This is a genomic window from Streptomyces longispororuber, assembly GCF_014656095.1.
GTDB classification, from domain to species: domain Bacteria; phylum Actinomycetota; class Actinomycetes; order Streptomycetales; family Streptomycetaceae; genus Streptomyces; species Streptomyces longispororuber.
Genome location: NZ_BNBT01000090.1, coordinates 1 through 15,496, shown reverse-complemented (window position 1 = coordinate 15,496; position 15,496 = coordinate 1). Strand labels below are relative to the sequence as shown.

Sequence of the window (15,496 nt, the reverse complement as noted above, 5' to 3'; positions counted from 1 at the left end):
GGACTCCGGCTCACGGCATCCGTACGGGAGGCCGCACGCGCGCTGCCCGCTGCGGCCTCAGCGGTGCGTCAGGAACGGAGGGCGGCCATCCACGCCTCGATCTCGTCCGCCTGCCGCGGCAGCGCGGCCGAGAGGTTTTCGTTGCCGTCCTCGGTGACGAGGATGTCGTCCTCGATGCGCACGCCGATGCCGCGGTACTCCTCCGGCACCGTCAGGTCGTCCTCCTGGAAGTAGAGCCCCGGCTCCACGGTCAGGCACATGCCCGGCTCCAGCGTGCCCTCGACGTACATCTCGGTCCGGGCGGCGGCGCAGTCGTGCACGTCCAGGCCGAGCATGTGGCCGGTGCCGTGCATGGTCCACCGGCGGTGCAGCCCCAGCTCCAGGACCTTGTCCAGGTCCATGTCGCCGAACAGGCCCCACGCGTGGAGCTTGGTGGCGAGTACGCGCTGGGCGGCCTGGTGGAAGTCCCGGTACGGGGCGCCCGGCCGCACGGCCGCGATGCCGGCCTCCTGGGCTTCGAGGACCGCGTCGTAGATCTTGCGCTGCAACGGCGTGAACCGGCCGTTGATCGGCAGGGTGCGGGTCACGTCCGCGGTGTAGAGGTTGCGCGTCTCCACACCCGCGTCGAGCAGGAGCAGTTCACCGTCCCGGACCGCCCCGTCGTTGCGCACCCAGTGGATGGTGGTGGCATGCGGTCCGGCGGCGGCGATCGTGCTGTAGCCGACGTCGTTGCCCTCGACGCGGGCGCGCAGGAAGAACGTGCCCTCGATGTACCGCTCGGAGGTGGCCTGCGCCCGGTCGAGGGAGCGGACCACGTCCTCGAAGCCGCGGGCGGTGGCCTCGCAGGCGTAGCGCAGGTCGGCGATCTCGAAGTCGTCCTTGATCCTGCGCAGCTCGGAGAGGAAGACGCGGAACTCCTCGTCGCGCTCCGCGGTGACCTTGTCGGTGAGGGCCTCCTCGATGGCGGCGTCGTAGCCGCGCAGCAGGCGGACCGGGCCGGTGCCCTCCCGGAGCGCGTCGCCGAGCGCGCGGACGTCCTCGCAGGGTATGCCGAGGAGCCGCTCGTTCTCGGTGAGGCTGTTGCGGCGGCCGTCCCAGAGCTCGCCGTGGGCGGAGAGCCAGAACTCGCCGTTCTCCCGGTCGGAGCGCGGGAGCAGGTAGGCGGTGGCCTCGTGGCCGCCGTCCTCGACGGGCTCCAGGACCAGGACCGCGTCCTCGGTCTGATCACCTGTCAGGTACGTGTAGTCGGAGGAGGGGCGGAAGCGGTAGAAGGTGTCGTTGGCGCGGACCTTCAGGTTGCCGGCCGGGACCACCAGACGCTCGCCGGGGAAGCGCGCGGAGAGCGCGGCACGACGGCGTGCGGTGTGCCGCGCCTGCGGAATCGGCTGGAGGTCGGTCCGTTCGGTGTCGGCCCAGCCCTGCTTCATGTTCTCGGCGAGCTGCTCGCTCACATCCCGCTCCAGGCCGTTCTTCCGTTGTTCTATGGCCTCGCTCTCCGCGCCCTCCGCGGTTTCCGGGACTGAGAACTCCTGGCCGGGCTCGTCGTTCTTGATTCCCTGGCCATCGAGCGTCCGCTCGGTCACGCCGCCTCCTCGGTTTTGCGCACGACCGCCACTGGTCGCGTGCGTTTGGCCGCCATCGTAAGGGAAAACCCGAATGGTGCTCCGTCCCGAATATTCGAATCACGCCAGGTGGTGGCATTTTGACCGATATCGCATGGGGTCAGGTGTGCCGTATCGAGCGGGTTCGATCGTTGACACCCTGTGAGGGCGGACCTAGCATGACGGCGGAACGGGGGGATCGCGCCACTGACGCGCAGCAGTTGAGTTCTGGGCGTGCGGCGGATGGCTTTTCTCAGCGCGAGATTTCCTGGACTCCTTCTTAGGAATTTTTCTCACGTCGTTAATTCTGCGCTGACAGGAGCGTTGTGTCCGAGGGTGCGTCGCCGTCGAATTCCGGGCTGAAGTCCTATCTGCGCCTGCTGAAATCTCCTGGCGCCGGTTCTCTGGCTTTCTGGGGCATGGTCGGTCGTTTCCCTATCGCCATGCGTTCCATCGGCTGTCTCATGCTGATCTCGGCGGTCACCGGATCGCTGGGCGACGCGGGCACGGTGGCGGCGGCGATGCTCGTCTCCCAGGGGGTGGCGGCTCCGTTCCTCGGACGTCTCGCCGACCGGCACAGCCAGCGGAAGGTCCTGCTCACCACCTGCCTGGGGCATGCGGTCGGCATGACCCTGCTGCTGGTGGCGGTCGGGTTGCGGCTTCCGCTGTGGGCCATGGTGGCCGCCGCCGCGGTCACCGGATGCACCTCCGTCTCGTTCACCGGCTTCATGCGGGCGCGCTGGGCGGCGTTCGTCGACCAGAGCGTGCTGCGCACCGCGTACGCCATGGAGTCCATGCTCGACGACACGATCTTCCTTCTCGGGCCCTTGCTGGTCACCGTGTTGAGCTCGTCGGCGCACCCGGCGGGAGGTCTGGTCGCCTGTGCGGTCCTGACGGTGACCGGCTCGATCTTCGTCGCGCTGCACGGGCGGTCCGAGCCGATGAGCGACCACACGCCCGGCGAGCACCCGCGGCGGGCGATCACGGTGCCCGGGGTCTGGGTGCTGATGATCTCCTACGCCGGGATGGGGTTCTCGTTCGGTGCGGTCGACGTCACGATGATCGCGTTCGCCCAGGAGCGGTCGCAGTCCGGTTTCGGCGGTGTGCTGCTGGCGCTCATCGCCGTGGGCAGCCTCGTCGCCGGGGTGACCTACGGCGCCGTCAACTGGCGTGTGTCGCAGGGCGGCCTGCTGGCGGCCACCACGTGTGTGCTGATGCTCAGCGCGGCCCCGCTGGCCTTCGCGGACTCCCTGTGGGTGATGGCCGTCCTCGCGGTCGTCGCGGGCGTCGCGATCTCGCCCGCGCTGATCGCGGGCAGCACGCTCCTGCAGTCGGTGGCCCCCAAGGGCGCCCTCTCCGAGGCGTTCTCGTGGCTCAACAGTTTCGGCGCCCTCGGCATCGCCTCGGGCACGGCCGTCGGCGGGCAACTCGCCGACCTGCACACGTCCGCGCACGCCGCTTGGGCGGGGGTCGTCGGCGGACTCGTCGCCCTGGTGGCGAGTCTCGCCGGTCAGCCGGTGCTGCGGAAGGGGGAGCCGGCCGCGCGGCCGGCTCCGGAAATGACAACAGCGGAACAGTGAAGAACAAGGACAGGGTTGTGAATACAGCGCATTCTGTGTCCGGGCGAGGCGGCATCGGAGGCCTACAGGTCCCCCGCATCTCGTTCGACGAGTTCCTGGCCTTCGGACGGGACGCCCTCATCCGGGCCGACGTCCCCGTGGTCATCACCCTGCCGCAGGGCACCCAGGGCCTGGGGCGCGACGGTGTGGCCGAGCGCCTCGGCGACATGAAGGTCACGCTGTTCACCGAGCCGGGCAACAAGCAGAACCCGGAGCGGTGGACCACCAGGGAGATCAGGCTCCGGGAGTTCTTCGAGGACGACCGGTACATGAACGACCCGCAGACGTGGAACCGCATCGTCTCGAACTTCCGTGAGAGCCCGGCCGACGTCAACGCGATCCTCGGCTTCGACGCCGGGAAGCTCTTCGACTACCGCGGCCCCATGAACGCCGCCAACCTGTGGATCAGCCACAAAGGCGTGTTCACCCAGAGCCACTTCGACGAGCTGGAGAACTTCAACATCTGCCTGGAAGGCAGCAAGCGGTTCGTCCTCGCCCCTCCCGGCTTCTGGGAGTACTACCCGAGGTCGCTCAGGCGCGGGTTCGGCGACAAGTCGCAGGTCTTCGACTTCGACGACGTGGACTGGGCGCGCTACCCCAAGCTCGCCGCCAAGCTCGCCCAGCGCCGCGAACTGGTCCTCAAGCCCGGCGAGATGCTGTACCTGCCCCTCGGCTGGTGGCACCAGGCCGAGTCGCTGGACGACATGAACATCAACATGAACTTCTGGATGCGCGACGCCAAGATCTTCCGCCGCCCGTACGTCTTCGGCGTGGCGGTCTACACCGCGATCTACCGCAAGCTCAAGGGCGTCTACAACTACGAACCGGCGGGTACCACGTCATGACCGAGCGCCAGACCATCACTCCCGCACACCGGTACCGCAACAACGACAAGCTGATCGGTATCGGCAACGAGTTCTGGGACATGTCGGAACGCCACGGCCTCGCCGGGATCGTCGCCGACTACGACGCGGGTACGGGCGTCCTGCGGGCCACCGAGGGCCATGACTTCATCCCCGCGGGCCACGAGTTCGTCAACTTCAGTTGCTGCTCCTACCTGGACCTCGACTCCCACCCCGAGGTGATCGAGGGCGCCGTCGACGCGCTGCGCCGCTACGGCGTGCTCGACCACTGCATCGCGCGCAGCCGGGTCCAGATACCCGCCATGCAGGAGCTGGAGATCTCCCTCGGCGAGCTGTTCGGCGCCCAGGTCGTCTGCTCCATCGCCGCGAGCACCGCGACCTTCGGCCTGCTCCCGCTGATCGCCTCCGGCCACCTGGGCAACGGCACCCGGCCGTTGATGATCTTCGACAAGAACGCCCATGTGTCGATGGCCAACGTCAAGCCGGTCTGCGCGGACGAGACCGAGGTCGTCACCTCCCGCCATCACGACCTCGACTTCATCGAGGACATGTGCAAGAAGTACGCCCAGGTCGCCTACGTCTGCGACGGCAGCGACAGCCTGGGCGGCTACGCGCCGGTCAAGGAGCTCGCCGAGCTCCAGGACAGGTACGGCCTGCTGGTCTACTACGACGACTCGCACTCGCTGTCGGCGTACGGCGAGCGGGGCATCGGCTACGTCCGCACGCACCACCCGGCCCCGGACGAGCGCACCATCACGGTGGTCACCCTCAACAAGGCGTTCGGCACCAGCGGCGCGGCGGTCGTGCTCGACGGGCAGTCCAAGCAGACGCTGCGCATCATCGAGCGCTTCGGCGGCGCCCTGAACTACTCCCAGTTGCTCGACACCGCCTCGGTCGGCGCGGGCCTCGCCTCGGCGGAGATCCACCGGACCGACGAACTGACCACGCTGCAGAACCGCCTCTACGGCAACATCGAGCTCTTCGACTCGCTGGTCCACACCGACCAGGCCGGCAGCACCTTCCCGATCCGGCTGGTGCCGATGAGCGACGCGACCGTGATCGAGGCGGGCCGCCGGGTCATCGAGGCCGGCTTCTACGTCTCCCCGGTGTTCTTCCCGATCGTCGCGCGCGGCACGGCGGGCCTGCGGGTCATGATGCGCGCGGGCCAGACCGAGCAGCAGATCCGTGACCTGGGCAAGGTGCTGGTCGAGGTGGGCGCCCGCCCGGCCGGCCCGCCCGCCGCCGAGGCACTGCGGTGACGGGCGCGGCCCGGGCCGTCCCTCGCAGCGTCCTGTACACCCCGGCCCTCTCCCTCGACCAGGTCGTCAAGGCCTGGTCGTACGACGCGGACCTCCACCTGATCGACCTGGAGGACTCGGTCCCGCCGCAGCAGAAGACGGCGGCGCGCACCGTGTGCCGGGCGGCCCTGGAGAAGGCCCCCCGGCCGGCGAACCTCGCCGTGCGCGTCAACCCGCTGGGCACCCTGCAGGCGGTCCACGACGTGCTGATGCTCGCCGAGTGCCCGGTCGCACCGGGCTTCGTCGTGATGACCATGGTCGACTCCCCGGTCGAGGTCACCCTGGCGCGCGACACGCTCGCCTCGGCGGGCGTGCGCCCGCAGATCTACGTGACCGTCGAGACGCCCCAGGCCGTCGCCGACCTCGACGCGATAGCGGAGGCCGCCGACGGTCTGGTGCTCGGCTCCGCCGACCTGGCCGCCACCATGGGCGTCGAGATCACCTGGGCGAACATGCTCCCGGCGCGGCAGGCGATGGCCATGGCCTGCGCCCGCTACGGCACGGCCTGCATCGACACCGCCAACTTCCGCCTCGGCGAACCGGCGGTGCTGGCCGAGGAGATCGCCCGCGTCCAGGAGCTGGGCTTCCAGGGCAAGGCGACCGTGCACCCGGCCGAACTGGACGCCATCAACAAGGCCCTGCGGCCCGACCCGGAGGAGCTGCGCCGGGCCCGGCGCGTCACCGCGGCGGTGGAGGCGGCCGACGGCGGGATCGCGGTCCTGGACGGCAACATGGTCGGCCCGCCGTTCGCCCGCATGGCCCGTACGACGGTGGCGCTCGGGGACGCGTGGGCCAACCGGTTCGGGCGCCGCGCCGACGGCGCGGGGAGCGACAGCGAGGAGGCGGACCATGACCGTCGTTGACGACACCACCGGTGTCACCCCCGGAACCGTACGCCCCCTCTCCGTGGCCGTCATCGGCACCGGAGCCATCGGCCAGGACCTGGTCAGCAAGGCGCACCGCTCCGACGTCCTGGAGTGCGCCCTGGTGGTCGGACGCAACCCCCGCTCCGCGGGCCTGCGGTACGCCGCCGGGCTCGGCTGCCCGACGTCGGCGGACGGGATCGACGCGATCCTCGCCGCGCCCGAGGCCTTCGACGTCGTCTTCGACGCCACCAACGCCATGGCGCACGCCGAACACTGGCGGCTGCTCGAACCGCTGGGCACGCTGCTGATCGACATGACGCCCAGCAAGATCGGGCAGATGGTGGTGCCGACCGTCACCGGACCGCAGGTGCCGACGGTGCGCAACGTCAACCTCGTCAGTTGCGGCGGCCAGGCGTCGGTGCCGATCGCGCACGCGCTCGCGGACGCGTTCGACGTCACGTACATCGAGGTCGTCTCCACCGTGGCCTCGACCATCGCGGGCCGAGCGACCCGGCTGAACCTCGACGAGTACGTGGCCACCACCCAGGACGCCCTCACCGCGTTCTCCGGTGTGCGCGACACCAAGGCGGTCCTCAACATCAGCCCCGCCGTCCCCCCGGCGCCCTTCCGCACGGCCGTCCACGCGGTCGTCCCGGGAGCCGACGCCGAGGCCGTGCGCGGCGTCGTCGACGCGGCCGCCGAGCGGGTCCGGGCCGTGCAGCCCGGCTACGAGGCCGTCGCCTGCGCGGTGAACGGGGACCGGGTCACCGTCTCCCTGGAGGTCATGGCGGCCAGCGAGGTGCTGCCGCCGTACGCGGGCAACCTGGACATCATCAACTCGGCCGCCGTCATGGTCGCCGAGCAGCACGCCGCCCGGCTCTCCGCGGTGGCGTGGACGGGAGCGGGCCGATGACCTCCGTGACGATCCACGACCCCACGCTGCGCGACGGCCAGCACGCGGTACGGCACCAGCTCGGCGCCGCCGCGCTGCGCGGCTACGCGGAGGCCGCCGACGCCGCGCGGGTCCCGGTGGTGGAGGTGGGCCACGGCAACGGCCTGGGAGCCTCGTCCCTCCAGGTCGGGCGGGCCGCCGTCAGCGACGACGAGATGCTGTCGACCGTGCGCGAGGCACTGACCACGAGCAGGATGGGCGTCTTCATGCTGCCCGGCTGGGGCACCTCCGCCGATCTGCGCAAGGCGGTCGCCCACGGGGCCGACGTCCTGCGGATCGGCGTGCACTGCACCGAGACCTCGCTGGCGGAGCGCCACCTGGAATTCCTGCGCGCGGAGGGCGCCGAGGCGCACTGCGTGCTGATGATGAGCCACATGGCGACCCCGGCCGAGCTGGCCGAGCACGCGGCGAACGCCGTGGCGTACGGGGCGCAGGCGGTCGGCATCATGGACTCCGCCGGCCACTTCCTGCCCGCGGACGTCACCGAGCGGATCGGCGCCATCGCCGGGGCCGTCGACGTGCCCGTGATCTTCCACGGGCACAACAACCTCGGCATGGCCGTCGCCAACTCGGTGGCCGCCGCCACGGCGGGCGCGACGATCATCGACGGCTGCGCCCGCGGCTTCGGCGCCGGGGCGGGCAACGCCCAGCTAGAGGTGCTCGTTCCGGTCCTGGAGCGCACCGGATTCCCCACCGGGATCGATCTGTACGCGCTGCTCGACGCCGCCGAGTTCGCGGAGCGGGAACTCATGCCCGCGCCACCGGTCACCGGCTCGCTGAGCATCGTCAGCGGCCTGGCCGGCGTCTTCTCGGGGTTCAAGCACCAGGTGCTCGACCGCGCCGAGCGCGCCGGTGTCGACCCCCGCGACGTGTTCTTCGAGCTCGGCAGGCGCCAGGCCATCGCCGGACAGGAGGACCTGATCGTCGACGTCGTCGCCGACCTCAGCACCCGTAAGGACGGCAAGGCCGCATGAACCACCCGCTGATGATCACCGCCGAGGACATGGCGGGCGAGGAGCGGCTGCTGCGGGTGGTCGACACCCTCGCCGACGCGTTCGCCGACCTCTCGGCGGGCAAGACCTCCTCACCGTCCCGCACCGTCGTCCAGCACGGCCCGCAGCGGGAGCTGCTGGCCGGGACGGCGGTCTGGGAGCGGCACGGGGTGGGCAGCGTCAAGATCACCACGCTCACCCCGGACAACCCCGGCCGCGGCCTGCCGCTGATCCACGGCGTGGTGGTGCTGACGGACCTGGAGACCGGACGGGTCAGCGCGCTCCTTGAGGGCGCCGAGCTGACCGCCGTGCGGACGGGCGCGGTCGCGGCCCTCGCGACCCGCCTGTGCGCCCCCGAGGACGCCGAGGACCTCGCCGTCATCGGGGCCGGGGTGCAGGCGCGGGCGTTGGTGCGGGCGGTGTCGGCCGTCCGCCCCGTCCGCTCGGTCCGCGTGTTCTCCCGCACACCTGCCCGCGCGCGGACGTTCGCCCAGTGGGTAGGGGAGAGCCTGTCGCCCGCCGTGCGGGTGACCGTGTGCGACACGGCCGAGGACGCCGTACGGGACGCCCAGATCGTCTGCACGACGACCTCGACCAGCGACCGCACCCCCCTGGTGGCGGCCGACTGGATCGCCCCGGGCGCGCACCTCAACGTGATCGGCGGCACCCACGAGGACGCGGTCGAGGTCGAACCGGCCCTGCTCGCGGACGCGTTCGTCGTGGTGGAGGAGCGGTCCGCGGCGGTCGAGGAGGCCGCCGAGGTACGGGCCGCGCTCGCCGCGGGGCTCATCGGCGCCCACCAACTCGTCGAGCTCGGCGAGCTGGTGGCGGGGACAGCGACGGGGGACGGCCGTACGTCGGTGTTCCGCGGCGTCGGCATGGCCATCGAGGACACGGCCGCCGCCGCGGCGCTCTACGACGCCTCGTGCGGCGAAGGGGCCGTGCCCGGCTGAGGGGTGTCGTGCGACCGGGGAGCTTCGCGGGCCGTCTCGCGGCAGCGGACCATGAAGGAGCGCTCGAACACGATGACCGGCTCCCCGGTCGACTTCTTGCCCGTCGTCTCCACCGTGACGATCCCCTGCCCCGGGCGGGACGCGGACAGCCGCTTGTGGAGGATCCGGCTCTCGGCGTACAGCGTGTCGCCGACGTACACCGGGTCCTTCAGGCGGACCTTGTCCCACCCGAGGTTGGCCACGGCCCGCGCCGACAGGGCCTGCACGGTCATGCCGCCGACCAGGCACAGGGTGATCCCGCTGTTGACCAGGACCTTGCCGTACTCGGCCCCCTCGCCGTAGGCGCGGTCGAAGTGCAGCGGGTGCTGGTTCATGGTGAGCAGGGTCAGCCAGGTGTTGTCGGTCTCGGTGATGGTCCGGCCCGGCCAGTGCCGGATCAGCATGCCGGGCTCGAAGTCCTCGTAGTCCCCGCCGTGCTCTTCCACGTACTCGTTGTCCCGGATGCGGCGCAACGTCATGCGTCGGACTCCCCTATGTGATACGGCGGTTGCCGTGCGAAACGACTGTACGCTATCCATATCGCAGACGAGCGCCGGGCTGACCTGGGCACATGTCATCCATATCGACTCCGGTGAGCCGAGCGCCCCCGGAAGGACGGGGGAAAGCGTATGAGCGCGCTCGTGCGGACCGGCACGCAGGCGCCGTCGGGGCACCCGTGGTTCGGCGACCACCACCTCGCGCCGCCGCCCGTGCCCCCGGCCACCATCCGCAGGATGCTGGAACACCGGATACGGGACACCGGCTGGCCCTACCAGCGGCTGCTCCCCGCGGCGCCCATCGCGCTGCCGCGCGCGTCGTACGCGGAACTCTTCCGGGTCACCGCCGCCCTGCTCGACCTGGTGCGCCGCACGGCGCTGGAGACGGCCGCCACCACGGAGGGCCGGCTGGCCGCCTACCGCATGCCGGACAGCGAGCGCCGGCTCTTCATGGCCGACCAGTTCCTGGAGGAGCGGTACGCGGACTGCGTGACCCGCCCGGACGTCGTGATCGGCCCGCACGGCCCGCAGTTCCTGGAGTTCAACGTCAGCGGGGCGCTCGGCGGCCCCGTCGAGGTGCACTCCCGCCTCGCGGTCTGGCGCGATCTGTACGCCGACGGACAGGGCCGGGCGCCGTTCAGCAGCCCGGACCCCTTCGCCGTACGCACCGCGATGTTCCGCGACCTGTGCGCGGAACTGGGCGTGGCGCCCCGCGTGGCGGTGCTGGGCAGCGCCCGCGACCAGGGCGGCGAGACCCGCTACTTCGACCTGCAGACCGAGTACTTCGCGAGCAGGGGCCTGACCGCGCGCTTCTTCGAGCCCGAGGACCTCCACGAGGCGTGGGACTGCCCGCCGCACCTGCGCTACCCGGTGGGGCTGCGCGACTTCACCATCCCGGACTGGCTCGAACTCGGCATCGACACCGCGCCCGTCCAGGCCGCCCTCGACCACGGCTGCCTGCTCGTGGGCACCCAGACGTCCACCTTCCTCTCCAGCAAGCTCACCATGGGGCACCTGTCGGAGGGCCGCCCGTGGATGAGCGCCGCCGAGCAGGCCCTGGTCGACCGCTACCTGCCGTGGACGCGGGTGCTGTCCCACCGCTTCACGCACCGGGGCGACCGCAAGGTCGACCTCGTCCGGTACGCCGTGGACCACCGCGAGTCGCTGGTGCTCAAGGCGAGTATCGGCATGAGCGGCAAACAGGTCCTCATCGGCCGTGAGACGGACCCGGCACAGTGGGAGGCGACGGTCACCGCCGCCGCCGAGGAGGGCACGAGCATCGTCCAGGACTTCGTGTCCCCGCGCACCTGCCGGCTGTCCCTGGCCGCCGACGGCGCGGACGAGGTGTACGACACCGACGTCGCGCCGGTCCTCGGCCCGCTCCTCTTCGGCGGCCGCCCCGCCGGCGTGCTCGCCCGCTTCTTCGGCGACGGCACGGCCGGCATCGTCACCGTCCACGGCACCCACAGCTCCGACACCTGCGCGGTCGCCGTCTGACGCGCCCGACCGGGCGCCGCGGGCCGCTCCAGGTCCCGTCGGCGTACGTCTCTCCCCTCCGGGGCGGGCGGTGATCCTCCCGGCCCGGCCGCCGCGCACGGGGCCCCGGCATCCGGAGGGCGGCATTCGGCCATAACCAGGCGGCTGCGAAGACGCCCTGTCGCCGGAGCCGTGGCGCCTCTACGCTGATGTGCGCAGTCGGTTCGCGCCACCGTCCGCGGTGGCGCGTCGTAAGAGGGAACCCGGTGGGAATCCGGGACTGCCCCGCAGCGGTGAGGGGGAACGAACGCCGTCAGGCGCACTGGGACCGGCCACCGGCCCCGGGAAGCGACGGCCGGTAGGAGTCCCCGCGCCTTCGTCCGAGGGCGGGGGACGCGCCCCCGAGTCCGAAGACCTGCCGCTGTGCGCGTGCGCGACCGCACGCGCTGTTCACGGTGACCTCGAGGGCGGGTGTGCTGTGCAGGGCAGAGCTGTGAACGACGGGCGCCGGCCGCCCGGCACCCGGGGCGCGGCGCGGGCCGACCGCGCCGGTCCCGGGGCACGCCCCTCGTCCGGGGTCTGCCACGGCACCCTCGGCGAGCTCTACCAAGGCCCCCTGCGGCCCGGCCCCGACCCCGACATCGCGCTGGTGTCGTTCCCCGTCGACCGCCACTCCTGGGTGCACTTCACCCCAGGACCCGGCGCACCCGGCCCGCATCCGCTCGGGCCCAAGTCGGCGACGGCCGTCCGTCTCTTCCTCGACCGCTACGGCCTGACCCTCCCCGAGGGCAGGTGGCGCGCCCACTCGGAACTGCGGGTCGGCGTCGGCATGGCCAGCTCGACGGCCGACGTCGTCGCCACCCTGCGCTGCCTGTTCCGGGTGTTCGCGCTGCCCTACGACCCCGACGCGGTCCTCGGCGTCCTCGCCGCGATCGAGCGCGCCGACAGCGTGTTCCTCGACGAGTTCGCGCTGCACCTCAGCGGCCGCCACCGCGTGGTGCGGCGCCTGGGCACGGCCGTCGGCTTCCACACCGCGTTCGTCACCGAGACCGGCACCGTGGACACGGCCGCGGTCACCCCGCTGCTCCTGCCGCACTACCGGCGCCGCGCCCAGGAGTACGAGCGGTGCCTGACAGACCTGCTCAAGGGCTTCGCGGCGACGGACCCGTGCGCCGTCGCCCGGGCTGCGACCACCAGCGCCGCGCTCTCCCAGGAAGTCCTGCCCAAGCGGTGCTTCGACGCGGTCCTCGCCCACCGGGAGGAGTTCGGCGCCGACGGGGTCTTCGTCGCCCACACGGGCTCCGTCGTCGGCTACCTCTTCGCCCGCCGCCCCGCCCCCGCCCTCAAGGACGAGCTGTCCGCCTTCTTCTGCTCGCTCGGCCACCAGTGCTCATTCGCCCGAGGAGGATATGGGTGATCCACCCCCACATAGCCGACGCCCTGAAGACCCCCGACCTCATCCGCCTGACCGACGGCATGGTGCTGCTCCGCTTCGAGTCCATGAAGATCTACTCCGCGCTCGGCGCGGTCCGCCGACTCCTCGACCGGGGTGTCGTCCGCCCCGGCCAGACCCTCGTCGACAGCTCCAGCGGTATCTACGCCCACGCCCTGGCCCTGGCCTGCCACCGCTACGGCATGCGCTGCCACATCGTGGCGTCCACCACCGTCGACGCCACCACCCGCGTTCAACTGGAGATCCTCGGCGCCACGGTCGAACAGGTCGAGCCCTCCCGCGACCTCGGGCTCGACCAGCGCCTGCGCGTCCAGCGGGTGCGCGAGATCCTCGCCGCGCGGCCCGACGCCCACTGGATGCGCCAGTACCACGACGACATCCACTACGCGGGCTACCAGGAGGTCGCCGACCTCGTGGCCGCGACCGTGCCCGACCGGCCGCTCACGGTGGTCGGCGGCGTCGGCTCCGGCGCCTCCACCGGCGGCCTCGTGGAACACCTGCGCCGCCGCGACCCGTCGGTGCGCCTCGTCGGCGTGCAGCCCTTCGGCAGCGTCACCTTCGGCAGCCAGGACCACCACGACCCGGAGGCGATCATCGCCGGGATCGGCTCCTCGATCCCCTTCGCCAACGTCCGCCACCACCTCTACGACGCCGTGCACTGGCTCGACTTCACCCACGCCCTGTCCGGCTCGGTGACCCTGCTCCGCGCCCACGCCGTCTTCGCGGGCCTGTCCACCGGCGCCGCCTACCTGGCCGCCGCCCACGAGACGCGGCGCCACCCCGACCGGCTCCACCTCGTCATCGGCGCCGACACCGGCCACCGCTACGTCCAGGGCGTCTACGCCCGGCACGCCGAGGCCCTGGACGTGGCGGCGCTCAAGCCCGTCGAGGTCGACACCGTCGAGGACATGACCATGCCCTGGTCGACGATGGCCTGGAACCGCACCCCGTGCCCGCCCCACTGGAAGGAGGCGACGGCGTGACCGTGGTCTGCCTGGAATCCCTGACCTTCGGCCTCGGCCACCTGGTGCGCGCGGCCGACGCCCTCGGGGAGCGGCTGTGCCTGCTGACCGGCGACCCCGCCTACTACGCCTACGAGCTGGACCGGCTGCCCCCGGCGGCGCTCGACGTCGTCCAGGTCGACACCTTCGACACGGAACGGGTGGCGGACCGCCTCGGCCGCGTGCCGGAGCTGCGCGGGCTCATCAGCTCCACCGACACCTGGACGCTGGTCGGCGCCGAACTCACCGCGCGCTTCGGCCTGCCCGGCCTGGACGCCGCCGTCCTGCGGCTGAGCCGGGACAAGGCCGCCGTACGCGACCGGCTGCACGAGGCGGGCCTGACCAGGGCGCGCGCCGTGGACTCCGCCGCCCTGCCCGGCGACGGCCCCGCGGACTTCGCGAAGGCCGTACGCAAGGACGCCGGGCTGCCCGCCGTCGTCAAGGACACCGCGGGCACCGGAAGCCAGAACGTCTGGCTGGTCCGCGACGAGGCGGAGCTGGACGCGGCCCTGCGCGAGGCCTCCGGGCGCACCCTCAAGGGCCGCCTCTTCGCCGAACCGTACTTCTCCGGCCCGGTCTACAGCGCCGAGACCCTCTCGTGGGCGGGGCGCACCCGGCTGCTCGGCGTCTCCAGCAGGCTGATGTCGCGCGAGCCGCGGTTCCGCGAGGAGGTCACCGCGTTCCCCGTCGCCTTCCCGCCGGAGCGCCACGCGGAGCTGGAGCGGTGGCTGGACCGCGTCCTCGCCGCGGTGGGCTACACGGACCGCTTCGCGCACGTCGAGTTCGCCCTGACCGCCACCGGGCCCGAGGTCGTGGAGGTCAACCCGCGCATCGGCGGCGCCCTCGTCGGCGAGGGGCTGTGCCGGGCCCTCGGCGTCAACGTCTACGAGGCGATGGTGGAGTGCGCGCTCGGCCGCCGCCCCCGCCTCATGGACCTGGACCCGCCCGGCGGACCGGCCGTCGCCTTCGTGCTCGGCTACCCGGACCGCCCGGGGGTGTTCACCGGCGTCACGGGCCTCGACCGGCTCCTCGACATGCCCGGCTCACCCGCCTGGTTCCCCGTCAAGAGCCCCGGTGCCCGCGTGGAGCACCTGGACGACAGCCGGGGCTACGCGGGCATCGTCTACGCGGAGGGCCCGACGGCGGAACTGGCCACCCACCACGCCGTGGCCGCCGCCAACGCCCTGCGCGTCACCACCGAGCCCTTCCCCGAGCCCTTCCCCGGGGCCGCCGGGCGGACCGGCGGTGGCTGACCGGGCGGCGCGGGCCGGGGGCGGGCACCTGCGCACCACGCTCGGGTCGCTCGGCGGGCCGTCGCGGTTCCTGCTGCTCAGCTCGTTCCTGATCCCCCTGGGCAGCTTCATGGTGCTGCCGTTCATGTCCGTCTTCCTGCACGAGCGGCTCGGCATGGGGCTCGGCACGGTGGGCGTGGTGCTCGCCGCCGCCTCCCTGCTGCAGTTCTCCGGCGGCGTCCTCGGCGGCGCCCTCGCCGACCGGATCGGGCTGCGCCGCACCATGGTGGCGGCCCTGGTGATCCGCACCGCCGGCTTCGCGGGACTGCTCCTGGCCCTGCACCGGCCCTCCCTCGCCGTGGCCGCGCTGCTCCTCACCTGCTGCGGCGCCGCCCTGTACCTGCCCGCCAACAAGGCGTACCTGGTGCACGGCGTGCCCGACGAGCACCGCCCGGCCCTCCTCTCGGCGGGCAACGCGGCCCTCAACGCGGGCATGGCCGTGGGCCCGCTCGTCGCGGGGCCCTTCGTCCTGTCCGCGCCCGGGGCGCTGTTCCTCGCCGTGACGGCCCTGTTCGTCCTGGTCACGGCCGGGCACGCACGGCTGCCTCCGGCCGCGGGCGAGCGGACCGGCGCGACCGGCGCCGGGCCTGGGCC

Annotated in this window: 14 protein-coding genes and 1 riboswitch; of the genes, 12 read left to right on the top strand and 2 right to left on the bottom strand. The window is 72.2% G+C overall.

Annotated features, from left to right (window positions below; translation table 11 throughout):
• Nucleotides 1-68 precede the first annotated feature (68 nt).
• On the bottom strand, nucleotides 69-1,484 hold the full coding sequence (locus IE330_RS24560; RefSeq protein WP_373314720.1) for an aminopeptidase P family protein: 1,416 nt from the start codon (nucleotides 1,482-1,484) through the stop codon (nucleotides 69-71).
• A gap of 560 nt (nucleotides 1,485-2,044) precedes the next feature.
• On the opposite strand from IE330_RS24560, the gene IE330_RS24555 reads away from it, so the two are divergent.
• From IE330_RS24555 to IE330_RS24525, 7 genes are read left to right on the top strand one after another with little or no spacing between them, the layout of a single operon-like run.
• The gene (locus IE330_RS24555) at nucleotides 2,045-3,181 is read left to right on the top strand and encodes an MFS transporter (RefSeq protein ID WP_229925890.1); all 1,137 of its coding nucleotides are present in this window, start codon (nucleotides 2,045-2,047) and stop codon (nucleotides 3,179-3,181) included.
• 35 nt (nucleotides 3,182-3,216) lie between these two features.
• The gene (locus IE330_RS24550; RefSeq protein WP_229925889.1) at nucleotides 3,217-4,065 is read left to right on the top strand and encodes a cupin-like domain-containing protein; all 849 of its coding nucleotides are present in this window, start codon (nucleotides 3,217-3,219) and stop codon (nucleotides 4,063-4,065) included.
• The gene (locus IE330_RS24545) at nucleotides 4,062-5,342 is read left to right on the top strand and encodes an 8-amino-7-oxononanoate synthase family protein (protein WP_190138279.1); all 1,281 of its coding nucleotides are present in this window, start codon (nucleotides 4,062-4,064) and stop codon (nucleotides 5,340-5,342) included. Before IE330_RS24550 ends, IE330_RS24545 begins: the two co-directional genes overlap by 4 nt.
• Entirely contained in the window at nucleotides 5,339-6,244 is a 906-nt protein-coding gene (locus tag IE330_RS24540; protein ID WP_190138278.1) for an HpcH/HpaI aldolase/citrate lyase family protein, read from the top strand. The genes IE330_RS24545 and IE330_RS24540 overlap by 4 nt, the downstream gene beginning before the upstream one ends.
• Nucleotides 6,231-7,160 (top strand): acetaldehyde dehydrogenase (acetylating), encoded by a 930-nt coding sequence (locus tag IE330_RS24535; protein WP_190138277.1) that lies wholly within the window; start codon nucleotides 6,231-6,233, stop codon nucleotides 7,158-7,160. The genes IE330_RS24540 and IE330_RS24535 overlap by 14 nt, the downstream gene beginning before the upstream one ends.
• Nucleotides 7,157-8,173 carry a 4-hydroxy-2-oxovalerate aldolase gene (dmpG, locus tag IE330_RS24530; RefSeq protein WP_190138276.1) on the top strand — a complete coding sequence of 339 codons (1,017 nt, stop codon included), beginning with the start codon at nucleotides 7,157-7,159 and terminating at the stop codon, nucleotides 8,171-8,173. The genes IE330_RS24535 and dmpG overlap by 4 nt, the downstream gene beginning before the upstream one ends.
• On the top strand, nucleotides 8,170-9,144 hold the full coding sequence (locus tag IE330_RS24525) for an ornithine cyclodeaminase family protein (RefSeq protein ID WP_190138275.1): 975 nt from the start codon (nucleotides 8,170-8,172) through the stop codon (nucleotides 9,142-9,144). The genes dmpG and IE330_RS24525 overlap by 4 nt, the downstream gene beginning before the upstream one ends.
• On the opposite strand, the gene IE330_RS24520 is transcribed toward IE330_RS24525, so the two are convergent.
• Nucleotides 9,105-9,662 (bottom strand): MaoC family dehydratase, encoded by a 558-nt coding sequence (locus tag IE330_RS24520; RefSeq protein WP_229925888.1) that lies wholly within the window; start codon nucleotides 9,660-9,662, stop codon nucleotides 9,105-9,107. The genes IE330_RS24525 and IE330_RS24520 overlap by 40 nt on opposite strands.
• A gap of 150 nt (nucleotides 9,663-9,812) precedes the next feature.
• Between IE330_RS24520 and IE330_RS24515 the strand changes: the two genes are divergently transcribed.
• The 5 genes from IE330_RS24515 to IE330_RS24495 form a co-directional block, all read left to right on the top strand.
• Nucleotides 9,813-11,177: a hypothetical protein gene (locus IE330_RS24515; protein WP_190138274.1), complete on the top strand. Its 1,365-nt coding sequence runs from the start codon at nucleotides 9,813-9,815 to the stop codon at nucleotides 11,175-11,177.
• A gap of 181 nt (nucleotides 11,178-11,358) precedes the next feature.
• Nucleotides 11,359-11,593: riboswitch (cobalamin riboswitch) on the top strand.
• A gap of 56 nt (nucleotides 11,594-11,649) precedes the next feature.
• On the top strand, nucleotides 11,650-12,573 hold the full coding sequence (locus IE330_RS24510) for a GHMP family kinase ATP-binding protein (RefSeq protein ID WP_190138273.1): 924 nt from the start codon (nucleotides 11,650-11,652) through the stop codon (nucleotides 12,571-12,573).
• The gene (locus tag IE330_RS24505; protein WP_190138272.1) at nucleotides 12,570-13,592 is read left to right on the top strand and encodes a cysteine synthase family protein; all 1,023 of its coding nucleotides are present in this window, start codon (nucleotides 12,570-12,572) and stop codon (nucleotides 13,590-13,592) included. Before IE330_RS24510 ends, IE330_RS24505 begins: the two co-directional genes overlap by 4 nt.
• The gene (locus IE330_RS24500; protein ID WP_190138271.1) at nucleotides 13,589-14,863 is read left to right on the top strand and encodes an ATP-grasp domain-containing protein; all 1,275 of its coding nucleotides are present in this window, start codon (nucleotides 13,589-13,591) and stop codon (nucleotides 14,861-14,863) included. Before IE330_RS24505 ends, IE330_RS24500 begins: the two co-directional genes overlap by 4 nt.
• Nucleotides 14,856-15,496: MFS transporter (locus IE330_RS24495; RefSeq protein WP_190138270.1), on the top strand; the 641-nt coding region annotated here is incomplete at its 3' end. The genes IE330_RS24500 and IE330_RS24495, both read left to right, overlap by 8 nt.